The sequence below is a fragment of the Bradyrhizobium sp. BWC-3-1 genome, from assembly GCF_032917965.1.
Taxonomy (GTDB): domain Bacteria; phylum Pseudomonadota; class Alphaproteobacteria; order Rhizobiales; family Xanthobacteraceae; genus Bradyrhizobium; species Bradyrhizobium canariense_D.
The window spans coordinates 4,249,134-4,263,562 of record NZ_CP136625.1; the positions used below are offsets into that span (position 1 = coordinate 4,249,134).

The following is a 14,429-nucleotide window of genomic DNA, read 5'->3' on the forward strand; positions in this document are numbered from 1 at the left end:
CCGTGATGTGGGGCAGGGCGATGACCGATCAAAGTAAAACCGTAACGCGTGTCGATCTGTGCGAAGCCGTCTACCAGAAGGTGGGGCTGTCGCGCACGGAATCGTCTGCCTTCGTGGAACTCGTGCTGAAGGAGATCACCGATTGCCTTGAGAAGGGCGAGACGGTGAAGCTGTCCTCGTTCGGCTCCTTCATGGTCCGCAAGAAGGGTCAGCGCATCGGTCGCAACCCGAAGACCGGCACCGAGGTGCCGATCTCGCCGCGCCGGGTCATGGTGTTCAAGCCGTCGGCGATCCTGAAGCAGCGGATCAACGCCCAGCACCGCACCAATGGCGACGCCAGCAAGGCGCAACCCGAGGCGTAATCCGCCCTCTGGATAAGGATTTGGCATTTGGACAAGGCGCCGGATGCGTTCCGAACCATCAGCGAAGTAGCGCAGGAACTCGACATTCCGCAGCACGTGCTGCGGTTCTGGGAGACCCGATTCTCCCAGATCAAGCCGATGAAGCGCAGCGGCGGCCGCCGCTATTACCGCCCCGACGACGTCGACCTGCTCAAGGGCATCCGCCGTCTGCTCTACGGGGAGGGCTACACCATCCGCGGGGTGCAGCGGATCCTGAAAGAGCACGGCGTCAAATCGGTGCAGGGCCTCGCCGACAGCGCGGCCGCGGTCTCGTTCGGCGCCATCGAGGACGCCGTCGGCGCCAGCCTGATGGAGCCCGAGGAGGAGACCGGCGTCCGCGGCGCCCGCGACAGCGACGATGACGACTACCAGGGCGAGGAGGAGGGCATCGACTTCCGCTTCTCCGAGACCGATGACGAGGAAATCCTCACCACCTTCCGCAAGGGCGGCACCCCCGCCGCGCCCGCAGGCCCCAGCGCCATCGACCGGGAGCGCCTCGGACGGGTGCTCGCCGAGCTCATCGCCTGCCGCGAAATGCTGGATCAGGCATTGAAGGACGCCTGACGCCGGACTCCGTCGGCTTTGGGCCAGTTCCGAGGCCTTTCGGCGGAGACAGCAAAATGGTGTCACCTCGCCTTGCGCAAAGCGGCGATCCTAGCTAATGGAACGACGTTCGGAGCGTGGCGCAGCCCGGTTAGCGCACTAGTCTGGGAGACTAGGGGTCGGAGGTTCAAATCCTCTCGCTCCGACCAAAACTTAGCCGGATTTCAGGGCGTCCGGATTTTCTCAAGGGTAACGGATAGGGTAACGGGCTTATGTCGCCGGGATGTGAATAGCCCGGATAACCAACGACAGCTTGCCCGCGTGTACGTGGGGCGTACCACCATCGCGCGTTGATTCGCCCGGAGCCAGGCACATGGGCACCTCGGATCGTAGATCGCTGACCTTTGAACAAGCCGAGGGTTTGGCACCTCTCCCGGCGCAGCTCGACCGCAAGGAACTTAGTCGAGAACTTCGGGCGAAGCTTTGGGCCTGCATTCATGCAAGGCTTGATCGAGCCTACACCGACATTCTCCATTATCGTGGAAACTGGTCCAGAATTCTGAAGGATCTGCATGTCGACCACCACCACGTTCGCATCGACAAATTCAATCCGAACGGGATCGTCACCAAGATCGGTGACTTGTTCGAAAAAGCCGAATGCCACAAGGTGTACGGTTGGCTTTAGGCTGTTCTTCGGCACCCAAATTGTCCGCCTGATCTCGGTCCAGCAGTTCAGTTGGTATTAGAGAACTGCCGCGCGGCTTACCGCATTGAAGACGGTGTGTTCTGGCCGACTGCCTCAACAGAGGAAGCCGACGCGCTTATCCAGGCGAACGCAGCATTATCTGCTTCGCAATTCGGTGGCGCAAAAACTCACTTAAAAAATGCTGCTTCGAAACTCACCGAAGGAGATTACCCAGCAAGCGTTCGTGAAAGTATCAGCGCAGCGGAGTCAGTTGCGCGGTACGCATACGACGAAGGCCGCCTGATTGACACATGCGCGCGAGCGCGGCGAGTTCTACGATGGCGTTGCGTGAAGGTCAGGCGGCTTGCTGATCGGCGGACTTGCCGGCTTGGTGCAGGAGCTTCCATTCCCAGGGCAGCAGTTCGCGCAGCCGCGACGCGGGAAGATCGGCGATCCGGGCGAGGACGTCGGCGAGCCAGGCCTTTGGATCGACGTCGTTGAGGCGGCAGGTCGTGATCATCGTCAGCATGATCGCGGCACGGTCGGCGCCACGTTGGCTACCAGCGAAGGTCCAGTTGCGCCTTCCCAAGGCAATGCCTCTCAATGCACGCTCAGCGCAATTGTTGGTCAAGCAGATCCGGCCATCGTCGAGGAAGCGGACGAAGTCGTCCCAGCGCTTGAGCATGTAGTTCATGGGCTTCAGGACCTCGGCGGAGCGCGAGAGGCTTTCTCGCTCGCGGAGCAGCCAGTCATGCATGTCGTCGAGCAGCGGCTTGCTCCGCTCCTGGCGCACGGCACGCCGCTCGTCGGCACTACGGCCGTTGATGGCGCGCTCGATCTCGAACAACGCATCCAGACGCCTGACCGCCTCCAGCGCGATCGGGGAGACCGGTTTGCCCTTGCGGCCTTCCCGGGCGGCTTTCTCGATGTCAGCCAGTTCGAAGAATCCCCGCCGCGCATGGGCCAGGCAAAACGCCGGCGTGATCGGCATTGTTTTCCTTTTTGGGTCGAACAACGGCTCGAAGCCGCCATAGCAATCCGCCTGCAGAATGCCGGCGAAGGCGGCCAGATGCTTCTGAGGATGTTCGCCCCGTCGGTTGCCCGAGGCATAATAGACCGCCGCCGGCGGCGCAGGCCCGGCGAACGGCCGGTCATCCCGCACATAGGTCCAGATCCGGCCGGTCGTGCACTTGCCCTTCGCCAGGATGCGGATAGTGGTGTCGTCGCCATGAAGGCGCTCGGCCGCGAGCACATGACGCTCGATCAGCTGGAACAGCGGCATGACGGCGAAGGTTCCGTGGCCGACCTGGTCGGCCAGCGTCGACAGCGGCAGGTCGATCCGCTCAGCCTTGAAGCGCACGCTCTGGCGATTGAGCGGGATATGCATGCCGAACTTGTCGAACAGCATTGTCGCCAGCAATTGCGGACCGATGAAGCCGCGCGGCGTGGCATGGAACGGTGCCGGCGGCTGGCTGATCTTCTCGCAATCGCGGCAGGTGAACTTCTCGCGTATCGTCTCGATCACCTTGAAGCGACGCGGGATCTCCTCCAGCGTCTTGGTCACATCCTCTCCGACCTTCGCCAGCCGAGATCCACCGCAGCAGGCGCAGCTCGTTGGAGCCTCAATGACGACGCGCTCGTGTTCGATGTCGTCCGGCCATGGCTGGCGAACCGGCCGCTTGCGCATGAAGGGGCGAACGTTCTGCGTCTTCGCTGCTGCGGCCTGCGCGGCAAGCTCATTCTCGGTCGCCGTGGTGGCGAGTTCTTCGAGCTCCAATTCCAACTGCTCGAGTAAACGCGCCGTGCGCTCGGAGCGCTGCCCGTGCAGTTCGCGTTTGAGCTTCTCGATCCGTAGCTCAAGATGAGCGATCAGCACCTCGCTGTCCGATAGCTCCGCCCGCGCGTTGGCGGCATCCGCGACTGCCACATCGCGTTCAGCCTGCAACGCCTCGCGCTCGGCCAGCAGAGCAAGGTAGGCTCTCGTGAGATCCGAAGGAAGGTCGTCCGGCTTCGATGTCATGACGCCATTGAATCAGATCGAGCATCAGATTCAAACCCAAAACGATTATCCGACCCGCGTCGGCCGCTGGGTTTCTTGCGGATTGCGCCAATCGATCCCGGACAGCAGATAGCTCAACTGCGCCAGCGAGATCGTTACCGCTTCACCGGCAACCGATGGCCAGATAAACTTTCCTCTCTCGAGTTTTTTTGTGAACAAGCAGGCTCCCTGACCATCGTGCCAGATCACCTTCACAAGATCGCTGCGGCGACCGCGGAAGACAAACAAATGACCGCTGAGCGGTTCTTTGTGCAGCACCTCCTGCACTTGGAGGGCCAGCGACGGAAAGCCTCTGCGCATATCCGTGTAGCCTGTCGCCAGCCACACTCGCACATTCCCTGGTACAGCAATCATCGGCGTCCAAGCACATCGAGGACCCGCGCCAGCGCCTCCGGATCGACGTGCGCATCCACCCGGATGCACCGTCGGTTGCCGAGATCGATCTCTATCAATCCAGTACGTGCGGCTGCCGCCGAGCGAACTCGGCCATCAACCGTAGGCAAAAGCTTCGCAGTTTCTTCAGTCGAAGCCGCTACGGCGGCGATCTGCACCGGCGTAAAAGATGGTGCAACTTGTTCCGATGTCCGTGCTTGTCGACGCCAGGTAAACACCAGGCTGGCCGCTACTCCGTTGCGCCGCGCAACCTCAGTTACCTTCGCGCCCGGTGCCAACGTCTCCTCGACAATCCGTGCCTTGTCGTCCTGCGACCAACGCCGCCGCCGCTCCAGCCCGCCTAAAACCTCGACCCGCATCGCCTGATGACCTTAAAGCTAGACTTAAGGTCACACGCTTCGCGAATTACCAACCCTCACGCAAGACGGCCCCCATCGGAGGCGTACGTTGCGCGCGTGCTCGAACCTACTGGCGATCTTTCGAAGGCATTGTCGGGATTAGAACAGAGGATTGCTCTCCATCCGGCGCTTAAAAAGGCGTTCCTATCACTCTATGGATATACGAGCGATGAGAAGGGCATCCGACATGCGCTCTTAAGTGAGGCTGAAGCGGACGTTGATGAAGCTGACGCGATCTTCTTTATCGGAGCATGCGCATCGTTCCTCACCTATCTGATTTCCAAGTCGCACACCAGGCGGTAGGGCAATCGGAGTAATCGACGACGTCCGTAAGTGGCTAAACGACGTACCGCTATGGAAGGAACTCGGGACGATACCTGATCGGACGAAGGCGCTTGAGGAAAAGGTTGCCGCATTGGAGGCGGCCCTAAACGGCAAACGGCCAGGCGACGTATGCCCTTCTGCGGTGCCCAAGGCGGTTCCGATGGCGACGATTTACGCAACTCTGGAAGCCCTCGAAAAGAAGGGGTTCGAATCCATGAAAAAGTGCTGCAATTAGCGTAACGCAGCGTAACGGAGCACTAGTCAGCAGAACTAAGGCGCTGCAATCCAGCGCGCGAGGGCGCTGCGATTCGGTGCGAACGAGCGCGCGGATTAATGGACGGCTTCGAGGGCTTCGAGCGGATTGAAGAACGGCTTCGGTTGGCCGCAATACAATTCTTGCCTGCGCTTGAACTTAGCAGCAACAATGAAGACACATTAGTACGGGCTTTGATCTGGGGATCATGCTGTCGGGAATGAGGGTATCAGATGGTCACGTATCGTCTATCGAAACCCCGAATTGTAAAGCAACCATCGGTAGAACTGGCGACGACGAAGTTTCACTGCCCGTGTGTTGGGCTTGCGCCCTTAGCTCCTGGCTTGAAGCCACTCGCGGGGTCAGTTGGTCATATAGCTCAATCATCCAAATGTTTCAGATGTACTGCAATGGAAATGCGCTCGATCTTGCGTACTTTGGTGAGATTGCAAACAGCCTCTCGATCAACATGGATTACGAGGAAATCGACAGAGCCGACCTCACGTTCGACTATGTATACGAAAAGATGTTTCCTCTGGCGGGGCGTCCGGGAACCATCTCTACATAGTAATGGAAGGGAAAAACCCAGCTCATGTAGTCGTCGCTTATGGGATTCAGCGGGACAACACCGACTACATCGCGATTATGGATCCGCTTCGGGGTGTGCTCGCTGCTCCTACCCTTTCTACCTTCAGAAACAAGGCCACTGGCTTCTTGATAGGCTGGCCCAGGCGATAACGATTGTGAAGCCTACGTCGGGCGGCGCAGCGATTTCTTTCTATTTGTTGCGTTGTAGCCCCGCCCTTACCATTTACCACCGTCGCCGTACCCCGGGCAGTTGGGCGCGGTCTCTCTTGTGCTCTATTTTCTCTCTCTTTTTCCTGTCTACACATTAGTGTCCTGTCCATTTCAATTCACTTCCAAGTTGACTCATGTCGTTGGTTCACTGGTTCACCTATAGGGATAACCAAAGTGAAATCAAAACGATTGGAGCCTTCAACCATAGAAGTCGCGCTGGAGCTTGAACGGATCGCTGCTGTGTTGCGGAATAGCCAAGCCATTGCGGACCAATCTCGGAAGCAAATAGCTGAGATGGAAATGAGCGCTTCACCTTGGCAAAGGATCAAACAAGACGGGTATCGAGGATTTGCCGATTCAGATTTGATCAATGCCTTCGAGAAGATATGTGTTGCGTCGCAGGCCATAGGTCTTCTGATCTTAAGGGAGGGAGAGCTAGAAGGCTTTTGCAGGAGCTTTTCCCGCAAACAAGGCCGAATGGTTAGCGTCAGTCTTACAGCTGGACCTTGAACAAGACGAAAGACTGGTCGAGGCTCGAATCTTTGCGACTAGCATGCTGAGCGTCGTCGCTCGAGTAATTGATGGGCTCCCTCGACTCAAACCTGGATCAGCCACTCTGTAGTTTGATGCCGGGGCGAGGGCGGCGGGCGTGCCGGTCGAGCTGCATCTGCTCCGCGAACAGCCGCACAATTACGCGCTGATGCCGACGCCGGAGGGCGACGCGCGCGTGCGATCATTCTGCGGGCGGTGGCTTAAGGGGAAGGTGTGATCGTTGTCACAAAGCGTGCCGCCGCAATGGGGCTGGCGCTGTCGATGCCCGCGCGGAAGGACGATGCGGCCTCCGGGGCGTTTCCTCGTTCGTCGTCTTGGTGTCGGTAGTTTCGCGGGGCCTTAGGCGTGGCCCTTGACCTCGTAGCGACCCGGAACGCATTTGTAGCGATCGAGCCGCCAGTTGGCGTGGTAGATCGGATGCTCGCCCATCCATTTCGCCAATGGAGCCTGTGCGCCGATCGCACACTGCATCATCGACATCTCGGGCGTCATGTTGCTGTCGGTCACGATTTCCTCGATGCAACTGCCTGAGCTGGCTGCACTCAGCCGGCAGAGCACGGCAACGACGGTCACGAACATTCCAGTCACCTCATCGGTAGTTTCTGACCACGAAGAGGATGCAAGCGGAGTGCCAGAGCCTGTGACGCAAACGACACGCTGGCCTGGCCGACTCGACCCAGCGTCCGGATTCCATTTAGCGATTCGGATTGTAAAAAAATTGCCCCTAAACCGAAGCCGGGCAAATACCGGGAACCGGGTCAGTAACAACCGCAGGGATGTCGAATGCTGGGAGCAGCGCCGCGCCGGTGGCGCTTCACAGGCCGCGCGCAGCCGGTAGGCTCGCAGCACCGTGGCCACTCGCCAAAAGAGCGGGGCCGCCACAAGGGATATGGAAACGCGAGGGCAGACCATGAAGGCACGACCGACCGGCGTGATTCCGCCGATGACGACGCCGTTCCGGAAGGATGGCGAGATCGACTACACTCTTGTGGCGCCACAGGTCGACTGGATGATCGGCGCCGGCGCGCATGGCGTCGCGGCCGGCGGCTCGACCGGCGAGGGGCACACGCTCGATCACGAGGAATATCGCGACCTGATGGAGGCGACGGTCGCGGCGGTGAAGGGGCGCATTCCCGTGATCGCCGGGATCATCGTCGATTCCACGCGCGATGCGATCCGCCGCGGCAAGCTGGTGCGCGACATGAATGTCGCGGCCCTCCAGGTCACGCCGGTGCATTATCTGTTCAAGCCGGACGACGAGGCGATGGTGGCGCATTTCCGCGCCATGGCGGACGAGACCGGCATGCCCATCATCATCTACAACGTGGTGCCGTGGTCCTATCTTTCGCCGGCGCTGCTGACGCGGATCATGACCGAGGTGCCGCTGGTGGTCGGCGTCAAGCAGAGCGCGGGCGACCTGAAGCTGTTCGCGGACCTCATGATGATGGCGCCGGACAAGCTGATCTACAGCGCGGTCGATGCCCTGATGTATCCGTCCTACACATTGGGGGCCCATGGCTCGATCGCCGCGATCCTGACCGCCGCGCCGCATGCCTCCGTCGCGCTGTGGGATGCGGTGAAGGCGGGTGATCATCCGCGCGCGCTCGATCTGCACAAGAAGCTGCTGACGCTGTGGAACGCTGTCATCGCCGACAATCTGCCGGCCTGCACGCGCCATGCGCAGACGCTGCAGGGCCTGCCCATGACTTATCCGCGCGCGCCGATGCCGGAGGCCTCAAGCGCGCAGCAGGCGGCGATCCGCAAGGCGCTGGACGGCCTCGGCGCGTTGAACGGGCGGCGGGTCGAGGCGGCCGAATAGTCCGCGCCCCGAAATAACTGATGAGCACGGCAGCGCCGATCCGCTTTTACCTGCGGATGCGGCGCTGCTACATTTTGCGCGCGCTCCGATGCGTGGCGTAGCCATGAAGAAACATACCGACAGGGGAGGGGCCGAAAGTCCCATGAATGATTTTGCAGGAAAGATCGCCGTCATCACTGGCGGCGGTACGGGAATGGGACGCGAGCTCGCGCGGCAGCTCGTCGCCGAGGGCTGCAATGTCGCGATGTGCGACGTCTCGGAAGCCGCGATGGCCGAGACCAAGCGGCTGTGCGAGGTCGAGAAGCTGCCGCAGGGCTTGCGCGTCACGACGCATGTCGCCGACGTCTCGATCGAGGATCATCTCAAGCGATTCCGCGACGAGCTCGCCGAGCAGCAGAAGACCGACCGGATCCACCTTCTGTTCAACAACGCCGGCATCGGCGGCGGCGGCAGCCTGTTCACCAACACGCGCGAGCAGTGGGAGCGCACCTTCAACATCTGCTGGGGCGGCGTCTATCTCGGCGTCCGCACCTTCCTGCCGATGCTGGTCGCGGCCGACGAGGCCCACATCGTCAACACCGCGAGCGTCAACGGCTTCTGGGCCTCCATCGGCATGAACCAGTCGCACACCGCCTACAGCGCGGCGAAGTTCGCCGTGAAGGGATTTACCGAAGCGCTCATCAACGACCTCCGCCTGCACGCGCCGCATGTCAAATGCTCGGTGGTGATGCCCGGCCATATCGGCACCTCGATCGTCTCCAATTCGCGCAAGGTGCAGAGCGCCGACGGCTCGGAGCGGCTCAACGCCGACGAGATCGCGCTGACCCGCAAGCGCATGGTCGCGGCCGGCGTGCCGGATGCCGACAAGATGTCGGACGAGGACATCCAGGCGGCGTTCGCCGAGCGCGCCCGCAGCTTCCTCGAGGATGCGCCGACGACGGCGGCTCAGGCCGCCAGGATCATCCTCGACGGGGTCAAGGCGGAGCAATGGCGCATTCTCGTGGGTGAGGATGCAAAGCGCCTTGACGAGCGCGTTCGTGCTACGCCGGAGCAGGCCTACGACCGCGCCTTCTACGAAAGTTTCACGCAGGAGGTCGGCTGGCGGCTCGGCTGACGCAGGCGACGAGCGCGCGCCGATATAGGTATGATGCGCATCATGGCAAGAGGCGCGCAGGCAATTTCACGTGCCACCTCTTGCCAGTTCGCTGCCGGCGTTTCTTGGCCGTGTCGGCCACTCCTGACGCATTGGAATGTCACGCATGCGACACGTCCCTGCGTTCAAGCGATGGTGATCTCGAACGGCTCTCATTGGGCGCGCCGCAGCTTGGTCAGGGAACCAAAATAGTTTATTCAGTCACGTGTAAGGCGATGACCAGAGCGTAGCTCCCGATGATACCCGCATGCCTCTCCGACGACTGGATCCTTTGCCCGGAGCGAGAGGACATCTCCGCTGAGTTCACGCGGCTCCTCACCGCGGCCCAGGACGGCGGCGCCACGATCGCCGAATGCCTGATGATCGCGCGGCAGCTGAAGCGGGGCGACGACCAGTCCTGGCATCGCGAGTGGAAGAAGCTGGCGCAGGCCAATCGCCATCGTGCCGAGGCCGCGTTCGCGGAAGGTCACAGGGCGACCGCGCAGCGCAATTGGCTCCGCGCCATGAATTACTACAGCGCGGCCGCAATGCCGCTCGATCAGGCGGACGAGCGCCGCTGGGTCGCGGTCCTCGCGATGCAGGATTGCGCCCGCCGCTTCCTCGCCGCGCGCGACCCTGCCGGGGAAGTCGTGACGATACCCTGGCTCGACGGACATTCGTTGCAGGGCTATTTCCTGCCCGCGCACGCGCCGTTGGGACGCGTGCGAGCCCCGACCGTGATCTGCATCGGCGAGCCCGGCCATCGCAAGGAAGAGTTTCTGTTCAAGCTCGCGCCGCACGCGCGCGAGCGCGGCTTTTCGCTGCTGGCGCTGGACCTCTTCGGCGACCAGCGGGACGATTATCTCGACGCGCTGTTGCGGCGCCGGGATCTCGAGAGTGCGATTCCGTGCGTCATGGACTATCTGGAGACGTGCAGCGAGGTCGATTTCGAACGCGTCGCGATCGTCGCCGATGGCTGGGGCTCTTCCTTCGTGGCGCGCGCGGTGCTGCAGGAGCCGCGGCTTGCCGCCGCCGTCTGCGATGGCGGCCTGTGGGACCTGCACGAGCGGGCCTTCTTTGCCAGCCGATTCGCGATGAGCGACGTCAGCATCGTTCCGGTGCCGCATGCTCCGCTGATGGCCTCCAGCGCCGACTGTCCGGTGCTGATCACGCTCGGCGAGGACGGCTGGCTCAAGGCCGATCGGGCGCGTCAGATCGTCCAGACCTCCCGGCTCGGCAGTTCGGATGTCATGTTGAAGGTGTTCACCGCGGCCGAAACTGGCGCGGCGCAGGCCCATGCGGACAATCCGAGCCTTGCCAATGAATACATCTTCGATTGGCTGGAATCGCGGCTCGGCGCCGCGGGGCGCATCTGAGGACGTCGCCTCAGAAGTCGAGGGTCAGGCGGACGCAGGCCTTTTCGAGACGGGTCTTCAACATCGCGAGCTTGGTGGTGAATTCCGTCAGCTCTTTCTCGTCGAACTCCTGGAAGACGAATTCCTTGATCGTCTTGTACTGCTCGTTGAGGCTCGCCAGGTGCTTTTGCGTCTTCTCGGTCAGTGATAGTCGGACCACCCTTGCGTCGGTCGGTGAGGGGCGCCGGCGCAACAGGCCCTTCTTCTCGAGCAGCTTGGACTGGGTGGTGACGAACGACGGATCGACGTGGAGCAGTTTCGAGACGACGTTGACCGGAATGCCGTCGTCCTTGTCGAGGTCGGAGATCGCCATCAGGATCAGCCATTGCGGGCCGCTGATGCCGAGCGTTCTCGCCCAGAACTGACGCAGCTCCTCCAGATACATGTTGATCGACGATATCTCCCAGGTGAAGCGCCTGATGATATCCAGATTGCCGATGGTGCGGAGGCGCGCCCCTTCTTTCCTCGTCGCTGACACAGCGTCACTCCCGTGATCTGATTTGTATGCGGCCGGTGTCGTGCAAGCCATAGTCCACGCAAGCCTGCTCTGACGCAAGTGCAGACCAGGGTAATTTTGTCAGTAAAACTACAAAGATGATCAGCTCACGGAATCGGTTCGCAATGGTGTTGCGAACGGGGCACAGGTTTAGCAAAACCAACAAAGCTGACTAAATAAGGTATTTTGATTACCGAAAGGCGCAGGCATATTGCTTCGTGGCGGTGGGGGGTACTCGATCGTCCCGTTGCAGGTGGTTTGCTCACGTCCCTCGCGTCGAAAGAGGGTGTGTCCGAAGCGCAAAGCGGCCGAGCGGATTTCAAAGACGGGGATCTTGGGGGGCCTCACGGTCCGGTCTTCGTAAAATGAGCAACTTGGAGGTTTTAATATGAAAGTGGTGAAGAGCCTTTTGCTCGGCACTGCGGCGGGTCTGATCGCCGTCGGTGCAGCTCAGGCGGCTGATCTTCCGGTCAAGGCCAAGGCGGTCGAGTATGTGAAGGTCTGCTCGCTCTACGGCGCGGGTTTCTATTACATCCCGGGCAGCGACACCTGCATCAAGCTGGGCGGCTATCTGCGTGCCGAAGTGGCGCTCAATGCCGGCGGCAATTACAGCGCCCAGTACAACAACGTCTTCGCGGCCAACAACCGCCTGACCAACTATTACTCGATGCGCGCTCGTGAAGATCTCAACATCGACACCCGCACCGCAACCGAATACGGCGTGGTCCGCACCTATTTCGATGCGGTCTTCACCTGGACGACCGGCAACTATGTCGGCGCCGGTTCGGGAACGGGTGCGACCCAGTACAGCGGTACGCTCGGCCTCAACGCCGCAGGCACGAGCCTGATCGGCTCCAGCGGCGGCGCCGTCAACGGCACCGACGGCACGATCTCGGGCGGCGCGCTCGGCGTCTACTACGCCTTCATCCAGTTCGCCGGCTTCACCATGGGTAAGGCCGTATCGCAGTTCGACGCGCCCTGGATCAACTATCCCGGCAACAACTTCGACCAGCTCGTCGGCGGCAGCGGCACCACCAACGGTGTTGCCCAGTTCACCTACACTGCCGATCTCGGCCAGGGCGTGACGGCGATCGTCTCGGCCCAGGACCAGACGCAGGTGTTCCAGACCGCGCTCTGGAATACGGCCGGCATGTCCACCGCCGGCGTCCTCGGCGGTGCCTACGGCTCCAACGATCTCGGCGGCACCCGCTCCCCCGATCTCGTCGGCACGCTCCGCGTCGACCAGGCCTGGGGCCTGTTCCAGGCCTCGGTCGCTGCGCACGACAACCACGTCGGCTATTACGGCGCGAGCGAAGTTACCGGTCATCCTGAAGACAAGTGGGGCTGGGCCGTCCAGCTGGCGCTGTCGATCAAGAACATCCCGACCGGTGCAGGCGACGTGATCAACATCTCGGGCGTCTACACCGACGGCGCGAGCCGCTACAACTTCCAGGAGCTGGCAGCGACCAGCTACTCGATGTTCGGCGGTTCGGGCGGCGCGTATCAGAGCATCGGCTTCGCCGGCGTGTCTGACGCGGTGTTCGCACCCGGCAGCGGCCTCGAGCTGACCAAGACCTACGGCTTCCGTGGGGCCTACACTCACAACTGGAGCCCGTACTGGAATTCGGCGCTTTATGGTGCGTGGGCTGCCGTCAACTACAGCGGCACCGCCAAGGGCATGATCTGCGGCAGCGCCGCGTTCGCGACCCTGACCGGCACCTGCAACCCGGACTTCAACATCGGCCAGATCGGTGTCATCACCCGCTGGACCCCGATCAAGAACCTGACCTTCTCGGCTGACTTCACCTACAGCCATCTTGACCAGAAGTACTCGGGCGTGATCACGACGCCGGCGCTCACCAGCGTTGCCAAGCCCGCGGCGACCTATGAGCTAAAGGACCAGGACACCTACAGCCTGTTGGTTCGCGCCCAGCGCAACTGGTAAGCCTTGGTCCTCGGACTTGGGTCTTCACACCTGGGTCTTCGGATAGAACGCAGCCCCGGCGGGACACCGCCGGGGCTTTTTTATGAGATGAGCTTTTTTTACGAAGATGGCCTTCGGAAAATCCGGCGCGTGCGGGCGGCGAAGACGTGCCATGCGAATCGATGGGCCCAAATTTATTTACTTACCTGAGCTACTAAGCTATATTACTTCCAGCCGATGACGAAAGTTGCGGCTCTGACTTGATGCTAAACCTCCAGAAACCTCCGGCAATGCCCTGCCGGAGGTTTTTCGTTTTGGGCATGGCTCCAGGACTCGCCTCCAGGACTTGGCTCTAGCCGCGCATGACGCGCGCGCGGGAATTCGGCCGGTAGGCGAGGCGGCTGTGGCCGGCGCAATAGGACTGGCCGTCGGGTGCGGAGTTGCCGCAGAAGCAGAAATCGTCGGCGCCAGGTGTCGAGATCGGCCAGCGGCAGCGGTTCTCGGCAAGCTCGAGTAGCGAGCAGCGATTGGCGGCGTCGATCGGACCGGTGACCATCGGCGCGCCGGTCTCGCCGTAGATCGTGGCGAGCATCTCATATTGCAGCCGCGGCACGGTCCGCGGCGCGCGCGCCGCCGCCAGGCCCCTGTCGTGAACCTTGCGATCGTCGATGGTTCGGCCGCGCGTGAGATTGAGGCGAGACAGCTTGCCGATCACGGCGTTGCGGCTGACGCCAATGTCGGCGGCGATCTCGCGGCAGGAGAGCCCGGCCTCGAAATGCTGCCTCAGAAGTTCGATGCGTTCGTCGGTCCAGGTGGGTGAGAGAACAGGCATGTGTAACGGTCCCAGGTTGCAGATGTCGGCCATCCGCCTCTCGAGATCCGTCCGCCTCACGTTCGGCGCGCGCTCACGTCCTGCCATTGTCGCGAATCGACAAAAGCCCGTCCTTGATGGCGAGACGGATGCCTTCCTCGATCAAGGTACGTGCGACGCCGGGAACGCTGGTGCCGTGGGTGCCCTGTCTCACCAGCTTCTCCAGATAGGTGATGGTCGAGAGCGCCAGGGTTACGGGAATGCGGTCAGTCTCGGCTTTTTCGGTGGCCATGGCCGAACGCTAGCCTCTTACTCGGGTACATAAAAGTTACGATTAAGACTCTATTTAGGTTTGGAGGCAGAAGTCAAATGCAGGCTGCGGCGCCTGGTCAGCCCGTTGGAATCGCGAGGGAAATTTAGGCATGG

15 protein-coding genes and 1 tRNA gene are annotated in these 14,429 nt (G+C 61.5%); 9 read left to right on the top strand and 7 right to left on the bottom strand.

All coding sequences use genetic code 11. The features are described 5' to 3' along the window. Positions 1-20: 20 nt before the first annotated feature. From RX329_RS20605 to RX329_RS20620, 4 genes are all read left to right on the top strand, one after another. Positions 21-362 (top strand): integration host factor subunit alpha, encoded by a 342-nt coding sequence (locus tag RX329_RS20605; protein WP_018456841.1) that lies wholly within the window; start codon positions 21-23, stop codon positions 360-362. Between the two features lie 27 nt (positions 363-389). Then, positions 390-965, top strand: a complete 576-nt coding sequence (locus RX329_RS20610; protein WP_085394859.1) for a MerR family transcriptional regulator — start codon at positions 390-392, stop codon at positions 963-965. Positions 966-1,075: 110 nt separating this feature from the next. After that, positions 1,076-1,153 (top strand) — tRNA-Pro (locus RX329_RS20615). 164 nt (positions 1,154-1,317) lie between these two features. Continuing rightward, positions 1,318-1,629 carry a hypothetical protein gene (locus RX329_RS20620; RefSeq protein WP_085353403.1) on the top strand — a complete coding sequence of 104 codons (312 nt, stop codon included), beginning with the start codon at positions 1,318-1,320 and terminating at the stop codon, positions 1,627-1,629. A gap of 355 nt (positions 1,630-1,984) precedes the next feature. Here RX329_RS20620 and tnpC read toward each other — a convergent pair whose 3' ends face one another. Genes tnpC through tnpA form a run of 3 tightly spaced genes read right to left on the bottom strand, consistent with a single transcriptional unit; the run spans position 1,985 to position 4,440 of the window. Further along, positions 1,985-3,649, bottom strand: coding sequence for an IS66 family transposase (gene tnpC, locus RX329_RS20625; RefSeq protein WP_317246355.1), 1,665 nt, complete (start codon positions 3,647-3,649; stop codon positions 1,985-1,987). A 45-nt stretch (positions 3,650-3,694) separates the two neighbouring features. Continuing rightward, complete coding sequence (gene tnpB, locus RX329_RS20630) at positions 3,695-4,042, bottom strand: IS66 family insertion sequence element accessory protein TnpB (protein WP_085357271.1); 348 nt, start codon at positions 4,040-4,042, stop codon at positions 3,695-3,697. Next, positions 4,039-4,440 carry an IS66-like element accessory protein TnpA gene (tnpA, locus tag RX329_RS20635; RefSeq protein WP_085357272.1) on the bottom strand — a complete coding sequence of 134 codons (402 nt, stop codon included), beginning with the start codon at positions 4,438-4,440 and terminating at the stop codon, positions 4,039-4,041. Before tnpA ends, tnpB begins: the two co-directional genes overlap by 4 nt. A 1,588-nt stretch (positions 4,441-6,028) precedes the next feature. Here tnpA and RX329_RS20640 point away from each other — a divergent pair. Beyond that, positions 6,029-6,364, top strand: coding sequence for a hypothetical protein (locus RX329_RS20640; protein WP_143275387.1), 336 nt, complete (start codon positions 6,029-6,031; stop codon positions 6,362-6,364). Positions 6,365-6,745: 381 nt separating this feature from the next. Here the strand turns inward: RX329_RS20640 and RX329_RS20645 are convergent, their stop codons facing one another. Beyond that, positions 6,746-6,985 carry a hypothetical protein gene (locus RX329_RS20645; protein ID WP_162496319.1) on the bottom strand — a complete coding sequence of 80 codons (240 nt, stop codon included), beginning with the start codon at positions 6,983-6,985 and terminating at the stop codon, positions 6,746-6,748. A gap of 331 nt (positions 6,986-7,316) precedes the next feature. Between RX329_RS20645 and RX329_RS20650 the strand changes: the two genes are divergently transcribed. The 3 genes from RX329_RS20650 to RX329_RS20660 all read left to right on the top strand — a co-directional run bounded on the left by RX329_RS20650 (position 7,317) and on the right by RX329_RS20660 (position 10,733). After that, on the top strand, positions 7,317-8,225 hold the full coding sequence (locus RX329_RS20650) for a dihydrodipicolinate synthase family protein (RefSeq protein WP_085394858.1): 909 nt from the start codon (positions 7,317-7,319) through the stop codon (positions 8,223-8,225). 142 nt (positions 8,226-8,367) lie between these two features. Further along, complete coding sequence (locus RX329_RS20655; RefSeq protein ID WP_085353399.1) at positions 8,368-9,339, top strand: SDR family NAD(P)-dependent oxidoreductase; 972 nt, start codon at positions 8,368-8,370, stop codon at positions 9,337-9,339. 275 nt (positions 9,340-9,614) lie between these two features. Continuing rightward, positions 9,615-10,733 carry an alpha/beta hydrolase family protein gene (locus tag RX329_RS20660; protein WP_018455141.1) on the top strand — a complete coding sequence of 373 codons (1,119 nt, stop codon included), beginning with the start codon at positions 9,615-9,617 and terminating at the stop codon, positions 10,731-10,733. A gap of 10 nt (positions 10,734-10,743) precedes the next feature. Here the strand turns inward: RX329_RS20660 and RX329_RS20665 are convergent, their stop codons facing one another. Next, complete coding sequence (locus tag RX329_RS20665) at positions 10,744-11,250, bottom strand: MarR family winged helix-turn-helix transcriptional regulator (protein ID WP_007611061.1); 507 nt, start codon at positions 11,248-11,250, stop codon at positions 10,744-10,746. 406 nt (positions 11,251-11,656) lie between these two features. Here RX329_RS20665 and RX329_RS20670 point away from each other — a divergent pair, with 406 nt between their 5' ends. After that, complete coding sequence (locus tag RX329_RS20670; RefSeq protein ID WP_085353395.1) at positions 11,657-13,213, top strand: porin; 1,557 nt, start codon at positions 11,657-11,659, stop codon at positions 13,211-13,213. Positions 13,214-13,544: 331 nt separating this feature from the next. On the opposite strand, the gene RX329_RS20675 is transcribed toward RX329_RS20670, so the two are convergent. Further along, complete coding sequence (locus RX329_RS20675; protein ID WP_162496318.1) at positions 13,545-14,024, bottom strand: GcrA family cell cycle regulator; 480 nt, start codon at positions 14,022-14,024, stop codon at positions 13,545-13,547. Between the two features lie 73 nt (positions 14,025-14,097). Then, the gene (locus tag RX329_RS20680) at positions 14,098-14,295 is read right to left on the bottom strand and encodes a hypothetical protein (RefSeq protein ID WP_007603456.1); all 198 of its coding nucleotides are present in this window, start codon (positions 14,293-14,295) and stop codon (positions 14,098-14,100) included. Positions 14,296-14,429 lie beyond the last annotated feature (134 nt).

Bases quoted from the DNA above. Each gene is read 5' to 3' on its own strand.
- RX329_RS20605 (WP_018456841.1), top strand. From the start codon at position 21: ATGACCGATCAAAGTAAAACCGTAACGCGTGTCGATCTGTGCGAAGCC.
- RX329_RS20620 (WP_085353403.1), top strand. From the start codon at position 1,318: ATGGGCACCTCGGATCGTAGATCGCTGACCTTTGAACAAGCCGAGGGT.
- tnpC (WP_317246355.1), bottom strand. From the start codon at position 3,649: ATGACATCGAAGCCGGACGACCTTCCTTCGGATCTCACGAGAGCCTAC.
- tnpB (WP_085357271.1), bottom strand. From the start codon at position 4,042: ATGATTGCTGTACCAGGGAATGTGCGAGTGTGGCTGGCGACAGGCTAC.
- tnpA (WP_085357272.1), bottom strand. From the start codon at position 4,440: ATGCGGGTCGAGGTTTTAGGCGGGCTGGAGCGGCGGCGGCGTTGGTCG.
- RX329_RS20645 (WP_162496319.1), bottom strand. From the start codon at position 6,985: ATGTTCGTGACCGTCGTTGCCGTGCTCTGCCGGCTGAGTGCAGCCAGC.
- RX329_RS20650 (WP_085394858.1), top strand. From the start codon at position 7,317: ATGAAGGCACGACCGACCGGCGTGATTCCGCCGATGACGACGCCGTTC.
- RX329_RS20655 (WP_085353399.1), top strand. From the start codon at position 8,368: ATGAATGATTTTGCAGGAAAGATCGCCGTCATCACTGGCGGCGGTACG.
- RX329_RS20660 (WP_018455141.1), top strand. From the start codon at position 9,615: ATGATACCCGCATGCCTCTCCGACGACTGGATCCTTTGCCCGGAGCGA.
- RX329_RS20670 (WP_085353395.1), top strand. From the start codon at position 11,657: ATGAAAGTGGTGAAGAGCCTTTTGCTCGGCACTGCGGCGGGTCTGATC.
- RX329_RS20675 (WP_162496318.1), bottom strand. From the start codon at position 14,024: ATGCCTGTTCTCTCACCCACCTGGACCGACGAACGCATCGAACTTCTG.
- RX329_RS20680 (WP_007603456.1), bottom strand. From the start codon at position 14,295: ATGGCCACCGAAAAAGCCGAGACTGACCGCATTCCCGTAACCCTGGCG.